The 15,160-nt window shown below is 68.7% G+C and carries 12 protein-coding genes; 4 read left to right on the top strand and 8 right to left on the bottom strand.

Features of this window, described 5'->3' with window-relative positions:
- Window positions 1–27: 27 nt before the first annotated feature.
- The 3 genes from G6O54_RS13310 to G6O54_RS13320 are packed head-to-tail and all read right to left on the bottom strand — an operon-like array spanning window position 28 to window position 2,810.
- A complete protein-coding gene (locus G6O54_RS13310) occupies window positions 28–1,194 on the bottom strand; it encodes a Ca2+-dependent phosphoinositide-specific phospholipase C (protein WP_165226042.1) in 1,167 nt (388 codons plus the stop codon).
- Window positions 1,195–1,212: 18 nt separating this feature from the next.
- The gene (locus G6O54_RS13315) at window positions 1,213–1,713 is read right to left on the bottom strand and encodes a DUF4198 domain-containing protein (RefSeq protein ID WP_165226044.1); all 501 of its coding nucleotides are present in this window, start codon (window positions 1,711–1,713) and stop codon (window positions 1,213–1,215) included.
- Between the two features lie 38 nt (window positions 1,714–1,751).
- The gene (locus tag G6O54_RS13320; protein ID WP_165226046.1) at window positions 1,752–2,810 is read right to left on the bottom strand and encodes a DUF1559 family PulG-like putative transporter; all 1,059 of its coding nucleotides are present in this window, start codon (window positions 2,808–2,810) and stop codon (window positions 1,752–1,754) included.
- Between the two features lie 579 nt (window positions 2,811–3,389).
- Here G6O54_RS13320 and G6O54_RS13325 point away from each other — a divergent pair.
- Complete coding sequence (locus G6O54_RS13325) at window positions 3,390–5,549, top strand: serine/threonine-protein kinase (RefSeq protein ID WP_165226048.1); 2,160 nt, start codon at window positions 3,390–3,392, stop codon at window positions 5,547–5,549.
- 539 nt (window positions 5,550–6,088) lie between these two features.
- Here G6O54_RS13325 and G6O54_RS13330 read toward each other — a convergent pair.
- From G6O54_RS13330 to scpA, 3 genes are all read right to left on the bottom strand, one after another.
- Window positions 6,089–6,808 carry a Uma2 family endonuclease gene (locus tag G6O54_RS13330; RefSeq protein WP_165226051.1) on the bottom strand — a complete coding sequence of 240 codons (720 nt, stop codon included), beginning with the start codon at window positions 6,806–6,808 and terminating at the stop codon, window positions 6,089–6,091.
- Window positions 6,809–7,401: 593 nt separating this feature from the next.
- Window positions 7,402–8,424 carry a hypothetical protein gene (locus tag G6O54_RS13335; protein WP_165226053.1) on the bottom strand — a complete coding sequence of 341 codons (1,023 nt, stop codon included), beginning with the start codon at window positions 8,422–8,424 and terminating at the stop codon, window positions 7,402–7,404.
- Window positions 8,425–8,609: 185 nt separating this feature from the next.
- On the bottom strand, window positions 8,610–10,772 hold the full coding sequence (gene scpA, locus G6O54_RS13340) for a methylmalonyl-CoA mutase (protein WP_165226055.1): 2,163 nt from the start codon (window positions 10,770–10,772) through the stop codon (window positions 8,610–8,612).
- Between the two features lie 1,096 nt (window positions 10,773–11,868).
- On the opposite strand from scpA, the gene G6O54_RS13345 reads away from it, so the two are divergent.
- Complete coding sequence (locus G6O54_RS13345) at window positions 11,869–12,306, top strand: hypothetical protein (RefSeq protein WP_165226057.1); 438 nt, start codon at window positions 11,869–11,871, stop codon at window positions 12,304–12,306.
- An 83-nt stretch (window positions 12,307–12,389) separates the two neighbouring features.
- Window positions 12,390–13,205, top strand: a complete 816-nt coding sequence (locus G6O54_RS13350) for an SDR family NAD(P)-dependent oxidoreductase (RefSeq protein ID WP_205678767.1) — start codon at window positions 12,390–12,392, stop codon at window positions 13,203–13,205.
- A gap of 137 nt (window positions 13,206–13,342) precedes the next feature.
- Here G6O54_RS13350 and G6O54_RS13355 read toward each other — a convergent pair whose 3' ends face one another.
- Window positions 13,343–14,128, bottom strand: a complete 786-nt coding sequence (locus tag G6O54_RS13355) for an isocitrate lyase/PEP mutase family protein (protein WP_165226061.1) — start codon at window positions 14,126–14,128, stop codon at window positions 13,343–13,345.
- A gap of 324 nt (window positions 14,129–14,452) precedes the next feature.
- Here G6O54_RS13355 and G6O54_RS38820 point away from each other — a divergent pair, with 324 nt between their 5' ends.
- Window positions 14,453–14,662, top strand: a complete 210-nt coding sequence (locus G6O54_RS38820) for an SEC-C metal-binding domain-containing protein (RefSeq protein ID WP_205678768.1) — start codon at window positions 14,453–14,455, stop codon at window positions 14,660–14,662.
- On the opposite strand, the gene G6O54_RS13365 is transcribed toward G6O54_RS38820, so the two are convergent.
- Entirely contained in the window at window positions 14,600–15,121 is a 522-nt protein-coding gene (locus G6O54_RS13365) for a low affinity iron permease family protein (RefSeq protein ID WP_165226063.1), read from the bottom strand. The two genes, G6O54_RS38820 and G6O54_RS13365, sit on opposite strands and share 63 nt — an antisense overlap.
- Window positions 15,122–15,160: the final 39 nt, after the last annotated feature.

Consider the following 15,160-nt stretch of genomic DNA (forward strand, 5'->3'; position numbering starts at 1 on the left):
GGCCGGTTCAGGTCGAGGGCCGGGACTTCATGGTCGCTTCCCCCCCGGCCCCAGCGGCTCGAGGTCGAGGACGCGGGCGGAGGGGACGAGGGCCGGATTGGGCCGCGCGACGGCCCCGCCGGGGAGTCGGCACGCGTAGGACGAGAACTCGGCGCGGGGCTCCGGGTAGTCGGTGCTGACGAACTGGGCGCCGCTGGCGAGGGCGCGGTCGCGGCGGGTCGGGTCGTCGCGGCGGGACTCGACGGTCTCGGCGTCGGCGCGGGTGCGGACGATGCCGCCGGCGCGGACGAGCTCGCGGACCTTCTCGAAGTCGACGGCCGGGTCCTCGACCTGGAAGAAGGCCGCGGCCGGCTCGCCGGGGGCCACCTCGGCGAACATCGCCCGGCCCCGGAGCGCGGGATGGCCCTCCAGGTAGAGGTCGCGGATCGGGCCGCCGTTGATCAGCCCGAAGTAGACCTTGCCGCGGCACGATTCCAGGGTGGGCCAGCCTCTGGCCGCGATCGCGGCCGGGAGCGTGGGGGACTCGCCGCGGACGTCGTCCGGCGTGAGGATCGTCGCCGGGGGGAACGCCGCGCGGATGGCGGCGTCGATGGCATCGAGCTCGGCCTTGCCGAAGGGGGCCGGCCGCGTCGGCAAGGCCGGGAAGGCCTCGTGCTTCGCCTCGATCATCACGAAGATCGGCACGTGCCGGGGATGGGCGGCGGACCAGCCGCGGACCTGCCCCAGCGCCTCGTCGAGGGTCGTCGCGGTGGACCGGAAGTCGATGTCCTGGACGTGGAAGACCTTGAGTCCGGGCTTGCGGAGCCGCCCGGAAGCGTTCGGGTCGGGACCGGGATCCTTGCCCGCGGAGCGGAGCACCGTGCGGGCGGCGGGCTCGGCGTACCGGCCCCCCTCCGGATCGGCGAAGACGTCGATCTCGATCTGACGGATGCCCAGCCGGGAGAACTGCTCGTCGAGGGGCCGGTGGGTGTAGTCCAGGGATTCGGCCATCGCGCGATCGGACGCCGCGATCAACCCCAGGATGCCGCCGACCGGCGCGATGTGGTACGAGTTGTGCGTGCCGACGACCTGGACCTGGTTCAGCCGCAGCGGAGGCTCGTCGCCGGCCGCGAGGGAGGCCCCGCAGAGCAACAGGGGCGCGGCGGAGGCCGCGAGCGCGACGGCGAGCCGGATCGAGGATCGCGGGAACGTCATGGGAGAGGTCCTCTCACGTCACTTCAGGGCGAAGGCCGGGATCTCGTTGTCGCCTTCCTTGATCTCCGCCCTCAGGCCGGAACGGTCGGGGTCGGAGTAGTGGCCGCGGATGGCATCCATGGCGGCCCGCGAGGTCGGGTCAGGCTGGACCTTCTGCATGACGTTCCGCGTCTCGGTGGGGGATGACGCGGGCGCGATGCCGACGAGGTAGGAGCCGGCCGGGGCGCCATCGCTGCCGAGGTAGGTATGGAGCTGGAACTTGCCGTCGGCGTCGGTCCGGCCGGTGGGCGTGGGGACGTCCGCGGTCCTGGAGGACGCCCCGGCGCCGGCCGTCGCCGCGGCCGCGGGGCGGAACGTGACCTGCAAGTTGGCGACGGGCTTCCCCTTGTAAAGGACCTGCCCGCGCGCGGGGTGGACCGGGACCTGCCCGGCCGGCGTGCCCGGTGAGCAGCCGACGGCTGCGGCCAGGAGGCTAACGGCGATGCCGCGGACGATCGCTCGGCGGGGATGTTGAGGCATGGTCTGGCTCGGCAAGGTCTCGGCGGCCCGATCCGGGATCAATACTGGTCGGCGGAGATGATCTCGCCGCCGTTGTAGCTGATCATCGCCGCGAAGACGGAGGGGGCGACGCTCTCCTTGACGAAATGGACCGAGCCGTCGGCGAAGGCGTGGTTCGCCCCGCCGGGATGGAACGAGTAGATCTCGTTGTTGCTGCTGTAGTTGGTGTGCTTGTTGGAGCCGTCGCCGTCGGTGAAGAACTCGCTGCCGTAGTCCGCCCAGCCGGCGCCCGAGCCCTCGTTGTCCATGGTGGGGGGCGTGCCGCCGCGATACCAGGCGTAGGACTGGCCGTAGGCGAGCTGGCGGCCCTGGATGAAGAAATCCGGCCGGCCTGCATCCTCGGAGATCAGGATGGTGTTGCTCGTGCCGTCGGTGACGTCCGCGATCCGCCGGAGCGTATTCCCCTTGAGCAGGCCGGCGACGATCGTGCCGGCCGGATGGGCGATGTTGTTGGCCGTCAGCCAACTATCGTCGATCCCGTCGTCCACCGCGTAGTCGCCCGCGGCAAGCTTGACGGTCTTGCCGTTGAGCGCGTTGAGGTACGGGGCCGTGCGGAGGCCGCCCGGCGCCGAGGGGCAGACCATGAAGTTGAGCTGGGTGCCCACCGCCGTGGTGTTCTCCGGCTGGGGGAAGGCCAGGGATATGTTCATCGAGTTATAGAGTGCGGTCTGCTCCGTGTAGCCCATGATCATGGGGACCCACGACTGGATGTCCAGGGGGTTGTTGCAGACCAGGCCGAACTGCGAGGGGCACGCGGGGATGTAGTTCCCATTGGCCGGCGGCAGGGTCGTCAGGTCGATCGGCTGGAACGGAGGCTTCAGGAACGTGTTGGAGATGGCCCAGGTGGGGGCGAAGAAGCCGTTGGTCCCCTCGAAGTTGTGGAACCCCAGGCCGATCTGCTTGAGGTTGTTGATGCACTGGGCGCGGCGGGCCGCCTCGCGTGCGGATTGCACCGCGGGCAGCAGGAGCGAGATCAGGACCGCGATGATCGCGATGACGACCAGGAGCTCGATCAGGGTGAACGCCGATCGCCGCGGGCTATCCGTCTTGCCGATCATGGGGACGACTCCGAGCTGCGAGGAATGGAGGAGGCGCCGTTGCCGGCCTCCCGGCGGCAATTGTGGCGACCCGCCGTGAAGATCGGGGCCAGGGAACGGGGAAGATCGGGTGAGAGCGGTGCGTCTTCGGCGAGCTTGGTTCCCTCCGGCCGGGATGACTCCCCGCGCCGCAGGTCCCCCGGGGTCGTGCAATTCAGGGGCCTGCGGCGCGGGGCGGGGAGATGAGGCGGCAGCGGGGGTGGCGTGGGGAGAGATGGTGTGGCGGGGGGCTCGATGTGATGGGCCGGCCGGGTCGGGACCGCGCCCTCCGGTCGGAGATTCTGCCCGCCGTCCGTGAAGATTGCCGCGAGGGAAGCCGGAAGAGTCGATGAGAGATCGAGTCCCGCGAGGGCCGCGGGCAGCCTGGATGGGGGGAATCGATCCACGGCGTACGGTTCCCGGAACTGCTTGGCGAAGTGTATCTTCAGCAGGCGGTCGGCTTGCGGCCCCGTCACTTCCAGGGTGATCCCGGCGGGATGCCCGGTGGCTCGATCGGCCGCACCGCCGATGGTGGACTCGGCGAGGGGACATGGGGTGGGCATGGACAGGCGACCGCAGGAGACATCGACGACGGATTCGCCCACCCTGATCGAGGGGGATTCCGAGGCTACGGAGGTCGGCGCGACGGTGATCCGGCCCGAAGGGGGATGCGGGGCGGACGGGCCGGGGGAGGTCCTTTCGCTCGGGCGGTATGAGAATCTCGGCGAGATCGCGCGGGGGGGGATGGGGGTCGTCTATCGGGTCAGGGACGGGCAGCTCGATCGCGAGCTGGCGCTGAAGGTGGTGCTCTTCCGCGATCCCGGGCCGGAGCTGCGGCGACGGTTCGTGGAGGAGGCGCGGGTGTCGGGGCGGTTGCAGCATCCGGGGATCCCGCCGATCCACGAGATCGGGGAGCTGGAGGACGGCCGGCCCTATTACACGATGAAGCTGATCGACGGGCATACCCTGGCGGCCCTGTTCGCCGGCCGCCCCGACCTGCGGCACGACCTGATGCGGTACGTCTCGATCTTCGAGTCGGTCTGCCAGACCCTCGGCTACGCGCATGCCCGCGGGGTGGTGCACCGGGACATGAAGCCGGAGAACGTCATGGTCGGCGCCTTCGGCGAGGTCCAGGTGATGGACTGGGGGCTGGCCAAGGTCCTCGAGCCGGCGGGTCGACCGGAGCCGGCGGCGGCGGGGCCCGGGGGGGATGTCGCGCGGGACGGCCGGTCGCTGGCCGGCGACGTGATGGGGACGCCGGCCTACATGCCGCCCGAGCAGGCGCTCGGGCAGGTCGATCGTGTGGACGAGCGGTCGGACGTCTTCGCCCTGGGGGCCATCCTCTGCGAGCTCCTGACCGGCGAGCCTCCCTTCGTCGATCGGCCCGGGGATCATGCCCACCGGCAGGCGATGCGGGCGGATCTCGACGCGGCGCGGAAGCGGCTGGCCGGCTGCGGCGCGGACGACGAGCTGGTCGAGCTGGCACGCCGTTGCCTCCAGGCCGAGCCGACGGCCAGGCCGAAGGACGCCGAGGCCGTGGCGGAGGCCGTCGCGGCGTACCAGGAGTCGATGCGGGACCGGCTGCGGGCCGCGGAGATCGCCCGGGCCGAGGCGGTCGCCCGGGCGGAGATCGAGCGGAAGCGGCGGAGGCTGGCCGTGGCGTACCTGTCCACGGTCGCGGCGATGATCATCCTGGGGACGGCCGGCGTGGCCTACATCGCCTATCAGCGGTCGGCGCATGATGCCAAGGTCGCGGGATCCGCCAAGGCGGAGATCCTCCGGGCACAGAGCCTGAGCCTGCGGGCGGAATCGGCCTCGACGGACGATGAGGCCGCCTGGGCCGACGCGATCGCCACGGCCCGAGGGGCCTGCGACATGCTGGCCGACGAGCCGGGCCTAGAGGATCTCCGACGCTCGGCCGAGGCGACGCTGGCCGACATCGAGCGCCGCCGGGAGGGCTGCCGGTCACTCGTGCCGCGGTGCCTCGCCGCGTCGAACCGCTATCGGTCCGATGCCCCGGTGCCGCCTCAGGCCGTGGACCACGACGACCCGGGGCCCGGCACGCCGCCCGATTACTCGGGCATCTCGATCATGCGGCGGAGCATCTTCTTCGACCTCTCCGGCTGGAAGCGGCTGCCGACGGGGGCCGATCCCGCGACCGCCGGGCGGGTCGAGCCGACGAATTACACGCAGGTCCTGGACATCGTCCGCAAGCAGAACGTCACCGCGGACAATCGACGGCTCGTCTTCGCCTTCCTGACCGAGGGCTTCGAGTTCGACCTCCGTTGTGTCAACCATCCCTACACGGTCCGCGGCCCGGCCGCGCGGGAGGCGCTCGGCGGGGGAACCCGGCCGGTGCTCCGCCGGGAGCTCGTGATCGACATCGCCGGATGCCAGCCCGGCAAGGAGTCGCGGATCGTGATCCAGGGGACGATCTGGAACGGCTTCCAGCCCGACGCCGCCGGCAAGACCTGGGCCGGGATGCTCGCCGCCGACGACCTCTCCGAGGCCGAGCTGGCCGTCACGTTCGCGGGCGGACGCAAGCCGAGGACGCCGCCGACCCTCTACGTCTTCCCGCGCGGCTCGGCCCGGAAGGAGGCCCCGTCGCTCACCCAGGACTTCGCCAATCCCCTCGACCGCGACTGGTGGCTCTGGCGGCCGCGAGACATCCTCAGGGACAGCGTCTACCAGATCGAATGGAGCTGGGGCGAGCCGACCTGAGCGAGGGGGGCGACGCGGCGTCACCCGGCGGGTGGCCCGGCCTCGAATCCCTCGCAGCGAACGCTTCAGGACGCGGTAGTGGATGCGGACGGGCATGAAGATCTCGCCGGTCATCGTCGTCAGGATGGATTTCTCTGCCATGACTTGCCTCGTCGAAGACTCAAACGCTGGAATCAGAATGGGCGCGGCAACGACAGCCGTTGAATCCGCGATGCGTCCCCTGCCAGCGTTGCATGACGGGCCGACGCAAACCTGACGACTTGGCGAACTCGGAGTGGGGAAACGGGGGAATCCGTGGCCAAGCGGAATCGGAAGCCAAGGAGCAAAGGAGGGGCACGGCGAGGACGATGAGAATGCCGCGAAGCCCTGACGCAGGCTCGAGAGGATTGGCCAGGGCGGATGGACATCGGTCCCGTCGGGTGTCGGATTGAGTCCGCGGCAGTGGCTGCCAGGGGCGGGCATGGTGGACATAAAGCCACAGATGCGTCCAGTGGCGAGATGGCCGGACATCCCGACTCGATCTCTTCGGCGTCGTCGAATCAGTCCGGCTCGATGCCGAGTTCACGGAGCTTCGCGGCCAGGCGCTCGGCCCTGCGTTCGGCGGCCTCGGCCTTATGCTCGGCGGCCTCGGCCTTATGCTCGGCGGCCTCGGCTTGCTGGCGGGCCTTCTCGCGAAGGGCCGCGTTCTCGATGGCGGTGAGGAAGGGCTGGCCATCGGGGTCGCGGATGATCAACGAGTCCGGTCCCTTGCGGGGCTCGAAGCGGATGCCCAGTCGCGGACTGACGTGGCCGTTCATGTCGGGGATGGGCTGGAGTCTGCCTCGCACGCGTCGCCAGCCGAGGAGCTTCCCGCTGGCGGGATAATAATAGTAGTACTCCTCGACGCCGTGGTCCTCATAGAACTGGAATTTCCGTTCGAGCTTCGCGCGGCGGTTGCCGGGCGAGTGGACCTCGAAGACGACCTGAGGGGCGATGCCCTTCTCGACCCACTGCATGTAGGAGCCGCGGTAGCCTTTGGGGCGACCAAAGACGACCATGGCGTCGGGGGCCATGCGAACTTTGGGATAGCCCTCCTCGGCGTACCAGAGGAGATCGCCAGCGACGAAGACGTCGGGGCGATCGCGGAAGAGGACTTCGAGGCCATCTTTGATGGTGACGATCCACTGGAATTGCTGGGTATTGTCCGCCATGCGCCGACCGTCGCTGTCGGGATAGACGACCTTTTTGCGGGCCGTCGTCGGCCGGGAGGTCGTGCTCATGTCCGCCTCGGCTCGGAGAGCTGTTTGATTCGGTACGTTTGTTCCCATCGGTCCCCTTCAGGTAGTCTATCCGAAAAGGCAGGCCGGTCCACCGGGAAGACCGGCAGATGCGGGACCGCGGGATCGGATCTCAGGGCGCCGTCGCGGATCGCGAGGGCAGATCTCAACACTCCTGGCAGCACGCGGATCGGTCGGGTGGCCGTGGTGGAAGACCACGGGCGGGCGGACCTGCTGCGCCACTGCAAGGAACCACGAGGCACGATGTCGGGACCTGAGCGAGTCCCATGATATTACCTCGGCAAGGAAGAAGATCACCGTAATTGGGCTCTTACCGCCGACAGGGAAGCCGGCCCGCATTCACTTCCCCCCTTACGAAGGGGGGATTCAGGGGGGTGAATTCGATCGCCCTGGCCGGCACAAAGCACCCCCTCCGACTCCCCCTTCGTAAGGGGGAGAGCCGGATTTCGCGTCCCCGAGCGTGGGGGGATTCAGGAGGCCGTTCGATATCCGTGAGCTTGATCAACTTCCTTGCCGGGGTAATAGTCGATGCATTGCATCGACAATCGGTTGGACGCCGCGGTCCGATCGAGCGCCTACTTGGCGAACTCGGCGTGGGGGTGCGTGGTGTAGAAATGCCGGGCGCGGTTGGGATCGACGAAGCGGTAGAGGGGGACGGAGTCGGGGACGGGATCCGGATAGACCCGGAACGCCGGGCCGGTGGGTTTGAGCAGTCGGCGCGGGGCACCTTCGCCGTTCTCGGAGGTCGTGTAGAAGCGGTCGTGGCGGCCGGTCCAGCCGTGGACGATCACGGAGCCGGCGGCGTGGTCGTCGGGGACGTAGCAGGCGATGCCCTCGTCGATGACGTCGGCACGTCCTGGGCCGCCCGGGCTGAGCGAGAACTCGTGCGTGCCGTTGCGCCGGTCCTGGAAGCGATAGAGCGGCACCGTGCCGGGCCTCGGCGCGGCGAAGACGTAGCCGGCGATCCCCTCCTTCTTGTACCGAGTCAGGTCGAAGCGGACGACGACGTCGTCGGGATGGTAGTCGATGCCGCAGAAGACCCCGTACTCCTTCATGGCCGCGGCACGCTTGGCGACCTCGGCGTTGAGCTTCTGGTTGAGGATCGCGGCGCGGCCGTCGGCGATCTGGGTGACCATCTCGTCGAAGAAGCGGCCCATGAACTTCGCGAGCAGGCCGGCGAGTCCCTCGAGCTCCGCCTTCTTCACCTCCTCGACGTCCACGTGGAACCGCGGCGTGCCGTCGGGGCCGGCCTCCACGTTGATGCCCGCGGTGATCTCGAAGCGGAACTTGCGCTGGCCCTTCTCGTGGCCCTTCGACTGGCTCGCACGCTCCGAGATCGGGCCGGCGGCGGGCGGCGTGAACGAGCCCTCGACCTGGCAGGAGGCGAGGAATCGCCGCCGCTTCGGGTCGATCGCCCGCAGGCGATACGCGTTCACCTCGCCCCTGTACTGGCCCTTCTTCTCGAACGGGCTGGGCGGTAGCTTCTCGATCACCCCGGCGAGGTAGTCCCTGTCGAGCTTCACCTCGGTCCCGGCCCGGGCGGTCGATGGGGCGAGGGTGAGGATGAGGATGACGGCGAGGGATCGGCGAAGGCGCATGGGTATCGGCCCCGGCGGGTGTCGGGATGAGTCCGCGCCCGGGGTCTTACCAGGAACGGGCCGGGGCGAACAGGCGAGAATCAGTCGGGCTCGATGCCGAGAGAATGAAAGCGGCCGGGCGACGAGTTGATGCGTCGCCCGGCCGGAGTGGGTGAGGGTAGGTCAAGGCCGGGGCCCGCGTCGGCTCAGGCGTGGACCTGGGCGGCCTTGGACTTGATGGCCTCGAGGACCTGGTGGGCGCAGGTCGGGATCGGCGTGCCGGGGCCGAAGATGCCCGCGGCGCCGGCCTGGTAGAGGAAGTCATAGTCCTGGGCGGGGATGACGCCCCCCACGAAGACGATGATGTCGTCGGCGCCCTGGTCCTTGAGGGCCTTCACCAGCGCCGGGACGAGGGTCTTGTGGCCGGCGGCGAGGGTGGAGACGCCGACGGCGTGGCAGTCGTTCTCGATCGCCTGGCGGGCCGCCTCTTCCGGGGTCTGGAAGAGCGGGCCGATGTCGATGTCGAAGCCGAGGTCCGCCAGCGCCGTGGCCACGACCTTGGCGCCGCGGTCGTGCCCGTCCTGGCCGAGCTTGGCGATCATCACGCGGGGCCGGCGCCCCTCGGCCTCCGCGAAGGCGTCCACCTCCGCCTTCAGGTCGTGCCATTCCTGGTCCATGCCGTAGGCCGCCCCGTAGACGCCGGAGATCACCTGATTGGTGGCGCGGAACCGGCCCCACACCTTCTCGAGCGCGTCGGAGATCTCGCCGACGGTGGCCCGGACGCGGACGGCCTGGATGGTCTTCTCCAGCAGGTTCCCCTCGCCGGAGCGGGCGCAGTCGGTGAGGGCGGCGATGGCGTGGTCCACGTCGGCCTGGCTCCGCGAGCCGCGGATCCGCTCGAGGCGGGCGATCTGGGATTCGCGGACGGCGGTGTTGTCGATCTCGCGGATCTCGACCGGGTCTTCCTTCTCGAGCCGATACTTGTTGACGCCGACGATGACGTCCTTGCCGGAGTCGATCTTGGCCTGCTTGTCCGCGGCACACTCCTCGATCTTGAGCTTGGCCCAGCCGGACTCCACGGCCTTGACCATGCCGCCCATCTGCTCGACCTCCTGGAGGATCCCCCAGGCCTTATCGACCATGTCCTGGGTCAGCCGCTCCATCAGGTAGGAGCCGGCCCAGGGGTCCACCACGCTGCAGATGTGGGTCTCCTCCTGGATGATGATCTGGGTGTTGCGGGCGATCCTGGCGGAGAAGTCCGAGGGGAGCGCGATCGCCTCGTCGAACGAGTTGGTGTGCAGCGACTGGGTGCCGCCGAAGACCGCGGCCATGGCCTCGATGGCGGTCCGGACGACGTTGTTGTAGGGGTCCTGCTCGGTGAGCGACCAGCCGGAGGTCTGGCAGTGGGTCCGGAGCATCATCGACTTCGGCTTCTTGGGGTTGAAGCCCTTCATGATCTTCCACCAGAGCAGCCGCGCGGCGCGGAGCTTGGCGACCTCCAGGTAGAAGTTCATGCCCATGGCGAAGAAGAAGCTGAGCCGGCCGGCGAACTCGTCCACGTCCAGGCCCTTGGCCAGGGCCGTCTTCACGTACTCCTTGCCGTCGGCCAGGGTGAAGGCGAGCTCGAGCGCCTGGGTGGCGCCCGCCTCCTGCATGTGATAGCCGGAGATCGAGATCGAGTTGAACTTGGGCATGTGGTGCGCGGTGTACTCGATGATATCCGCGACGATCCGCATGGAGGGGCCGGGGGGATAGATGTACGTGTTGCGTACCATGAATTCCTTGAGGATGTCGTTCTGGATCGTCCCGGAGAGCTTGTCCTGGGAGACCCCCTGCTCCTCCGCCGCGATGACGTAGCCGGCCAGGATGGGGAGCACGGCGCCGTTCATGGTCATGGAGACGCTGATCTTATCGAGCGGGATGCCGTCGAAGAGGATCTTCATGTCCTCGACGGAGTCGATCGCCACGCCCGCCTTGCCGACGTCCCCCTGGACGCGCGGGTGGTCCGAATCGTAGCCGCGGTGGGTGGCCAGGTCGAAGGCCACCGAGATCCCCTGGCCGCCGCCCGCGAGCGCCCGCTTGTAGAAGGCGTTGGATTCCTCGGCGGTGGAGAACCCGGCATACTGGCGGATCGTCCAGGGCCGGACCGCGTACATGGTGGACTGGGGCCCGCGGACGAACGGTTCGAAGCCCGGCAGCGTGTCGGCGTAGTCGAGCCCCTCCACGTCCTTGCGGGTGTACAGCGGCTTGACGTCGATCCCCTCGGGCGTCTTCCAGTCCAGGTTCTCCGCCTTACCGCCCGGCGCGAACTTCGAGGCACTCTTCACCCACGCGTCAAGATTAGAAGAATTCGGTAGATTTTCACTCATGATGACCTCAGGGGAATCCACGGGCCGGGGGTCTCCCGGCTCGATCGGGACACGTCTTCGGTGGTTTCGGCTACATTCGGCATTCAAGTGGATAGCGGATCGGGGCCCCTCGCGATTCGCCGCGCGGGGCCTGTCCCCCTGCCGGGGCATCCGACGCGATCGCCGTTCCGTGGCGGTCGTCGGGCGTCGCTCCGACCCTTTCGAGGATATCGAAGTTCCCCCGCCGAGACCATGACCGAGCGCGGGGCGGTCGCAGAATCGGGGGCCCGCCCCGCGAGGGCGCCGGCGCGAGGCCGCGGCCCCGAGCCGCCGGCAGCCGGCACGCCTTGCGCAAATTTGACGTTCTTCTGCGCGAACTCGACATTGCGGGGGGCTCGCCGGGCCCCTACGATGGGATCAGGATCGCCTAATGGTCGGGCAGGATGATCGGACCGAGGATGGTTCCTCCCCCCGCGGAGGTGGGGCGGATTCGGGGCCTCTCCAGCGGCGGCCCGAGGGTCGGTAAAGCTAATATATAATATGAATTAGTGTAAATTATTAAGTTGGTAATGGATGCGCGACTGGACTTGATTGCGAATCGGGGCGGCCCCGGGGCGATAGGTCCCGGCCGGGCCCGCGAGCCGTCCCCTTTCCATCCCTGACTCCCCCTCGGGGGCCATCGCGAGCGCGGTCCCACGCGGATCGAATCGCTCGTGGTCATCGCGATCCTCTCGATCCACCGGGCCCGGCGGGTCTCCCCGGGGACGTCGCCGGGCCTCCGCCCGGTCCGCGTCCCCCTATCCCCCCGGTCCACTTCGACGCCTCCCGTCCGCCCGAAAGGTCGATACGGCTCATCTCCCCCGCGGGCCCGTCGACCAAATTCCGCAATTGCAAAAAATTCCCAACGTGCATGCTCGCCGACGCCCCGATTCGATCGAGTTTTTCTGGAGTTCTGGGGAGACCACTCCTTTATTGCGGTTACAGCATTTGCCCCCTTGACAGGCGCGCGGGATCTGTCATGATGATGATTGAAGGATAAGCGACCGCTGGGGAATCGTGGTCGGGCCGCCCGGGGCGGCGTGGCCGCCGGGAACGAGAACGAACGCGAGGGCCGGCCATGCCAACATCGGGAGAAGACCCGGGACCGGCGGACGCCGCGGATCCGGCGCGTGAGTTCCTCGAATTCTGGAGGGGCTACTTCGAGCAGACCGCGATCCAGTCGCGGCTCCTGCTGGAAGGGATGGTGGGCGGCAAGTCCGCGGAGCAGCTCCAGGGCCAGTGGCTCGAGGCGCTGGGCCGGAGCATGGAGGGCTTCATGCGGACGCCGGCGTTCATGGACGCGCTGAAGCAGTCGCTGGCCCGGATGGTCGAGCTGAAGCGGATGCAGGACCAGGCGGCCCGGGCCGCCGCCGACGCGACGGGGATGCCCACGCCCCCGGACGCGGGCTCCGTCGCGGACCGGGTCCGGGCCGCGGAGGAGGCGATCCTCGCCCGCCTCGCCGACATCGACGCCCGCCTCCGGGCCATCGAGCGGGCGGTCCGGCCCCGCGGCTAGCCGTCGCGACGTTCTCCGCATGGGATACGAGCCTGTCGAACCAATCTGGATTCCATTTTTTCGATGCGATAGGGGGGATGACCATGAATATCAAGGGCAAATCGGCGATGATCACGGGGGCCGGCAGCGGCATCGGCCAGGCCATCGCGATCGAGCTGGCCGAGCGCGGCATCGGCGCCGTCGGGCTGGTGGACCGTTCCGAGAACGTCATCAACGTGGCTCGGATGATCAACGACCGGATGGACCGCCCGGTCGCCGAGGCGATCATCGGCGACGTCACCGATGCGGCCTTCCGCCAGAAGGCGTTCGACCTGATGTGCGGCAAGCACGGGGCGCCCGCCGTCTGCGTGCCGGCCGCGGGCATCACCCGCGACCAGATCGCGGTGAAGATGGACAAGCAGACCGGCCACGCGACCAGATACCCGATGGACGACTTCCGCCTGGTCATGGAGGTCAACCTCGTCGCCCCCGTCTACTGGGCCATCGAGACCGTGGCCCGGATCGCCGAAGAGCGTGCGCGCAAGGGCAAGGGCCGCTGGTCGGCCGAGGAAGGCATCCAGGGGACCGTGATCTTCATCGGCTCGATCTCCAAGCAGGGGATCCCCGGCCAGGTCGCCTATTCGGCCACCAAGGCCGCGCTCGACGGCGTCGCCGCCACCCTCGGCAAGGAGGCGGTCTACCACGGCGTCCGCTTCGCCACGATTCACCCGGGCTTCACCGACACCCCCATGGTCCGGGCGCTCGGCCAGGAGTACATCGAGAAGAACATCCTGCCGTACACCCAGCTCAAGCGGCTGATCGACCCCTCCGAGATCGCCGACGCGATCTACTTCATGATCTGCAACTCGGCGGTCAGCGGCGAGCTCTGGGCCGACGCCGGCTGGCACCCCTCCGCCTGAGCGTCGGGTGGGCCGCGCCTGATTTCTTCCTCGAGGCCCTGTCCCGACTCCTTCCCCTCTCCCTCTTCCGCTCGGCGGGAGAGGGCTGGGGTGAGGGGGGTTGCGATATCCATCGGCACCGCGAGATCCCCGAGCCTTCACCCCCGCCCGTACGCCGACGCGGGGAGCCGTCCTTCGTCGGCGAGCTGCCGGGCCGCGTCGTCGAACGCCTTCCAGGCCACGGCCGCCAGCCGGCTGCCGACGCTGACCCGGCGCACGCCCAGGGCGGCGAGGGTCCGCACGCTCAGCTCGGGTGAGATCAGGAGCACGTTGACCGGCTTCGGCGCCACCGCCCCGACGATGGCCCGGATGTGATCCGGATCCCTCACGCCCGGCGCGTACAGGCAATCCGCGCCGGCCGCCGCATAGGCCGTCAGACGCTCGAGCACGGGCTCGATGCGGGTCTCGCCGTGGAGCATGGCCTCGCAGCGGCCGACCAGGATCACGTCCCGATAATCCCCGCCTCGCGTCAGGGCAGCCTTCGCCGCGCGGATCCGTTCGGCCGCGAGCCTCAGGTCGTACTGGCCGTCTCGCCCCCAATCCTCGATCGACAACCCCGCGACGCCCTCGAGCGCGGCCGACTCGACGTTCCGCGCGACCTCTCGGGGCTCGTCGGCGAACCCGTTCTCGAAATCCGCGTTCACCGGCAGGTCCGTCGCCGGGCAAAGTTCGCGAAGGTGGGCCAGCAGATCGTCCAGGGTGACCCCGTAGTCTTCTTTCCCTCGAGACCATGCAAACCCGGCGCTGGTCGTCGCGACCGCGGGAAATCCGAGCTTCTCGAGCCGCCTCAGGCTGCCGAGGTCCCAGGGATTGGGCAGCACGAAGCAGCCCGACTCGTGGAGCTTGGCGAAGGCCTTGCGCTTCTGATGTGTGCTGATCGGCAACGGGGTCGTCTCCCGTGATGAGGGCACCTCGCAGTATCACCACGAGGCCGTTTCCCTGAGAGTATGCCGCTACTCGGCGCGAGCCGCAATTGAGACGGCATCCGCGATCCGAGGAATGACCCGCCGCGCGAACCCCAACCCCCCGGCGATTGTCTGCCGACGAGGCGAAAGGCCCGGCGGCTCTTCCATGGCGACCGTGCAGCCGCGCGGAACTCAAAGGCCGAGGAGGTGGATCATGCGACCGTCATTCGAACGGGGCGAGGATGCGGCCTGCTTTCGAGGTCATGAGCAAACGGCGCAGGGGGTATCCCCAGCGAGACGCACGTGAAGCGCGGGCGGAGGGTCGTCCACGGGGACAAGGAGCTTTGCGAGAAGCTCGGACGCAACGACCCCTGCCCCTGCGGAAGCGAGAAGCCCTTCAAGCGATGCTGCCGCAACTCCGGCTGCTTTCGACGGCGTGAATCGGGACCACTACGAGCGTTGAGTCTCCTCCTCCTCGGCCTCGGCGGTCTCCCGCACGACCTTGGCGCGTAGCTCCTCGATGGAATGGGACTCGGACTCGGCCGTCCGGAGGTCCTGGTAGAGGTCGTGGATCTCGCGGACCTCCTCCTCGCTGCGGTCCTCCAGGTTGATGAGCTGCGGGCTCGCCTTATTCACGGCGGCCAGCAGCTCGTTGAGCTTCGCCTGCATGGCCAGCGTGTCCTTGGACTGGGATCGCTGGAGGAGGAACAGCAGGAGGAACGAAGACATCGTGGAGATCTCGTCCACCATCGAGTACGCGTTGTCCCAGCCGACGACGACGCTTGCCCCCAGCCAGAAGGCGAGCAGGCCGAATGCCGCGTGCGTGCCCCACGGGCCGCTCGTGAATTCCGAGGCCCGCTTCGCCAGCCCCTCGAACCGGTCGACCGACCGCCACCGGGGGCGGCTGGGCACGGCCGCTGCCTTCGGGAGACCGTCAACCTTCGGATCCTTGATTTCGATCCCGGTCGCCATGGGTTGGTCCCCTGTTTCGGATCAGGCCGACATCGTGGC

This window comes from Aquisphaera insulae (assembly GCF_011064615.1).
Lineage (GTDB): Bacteria > Planctomycetota > Planctomycetia > Isosphaerales > Isosphaeraceae > Aquisphaera > Aquisphaera insulae.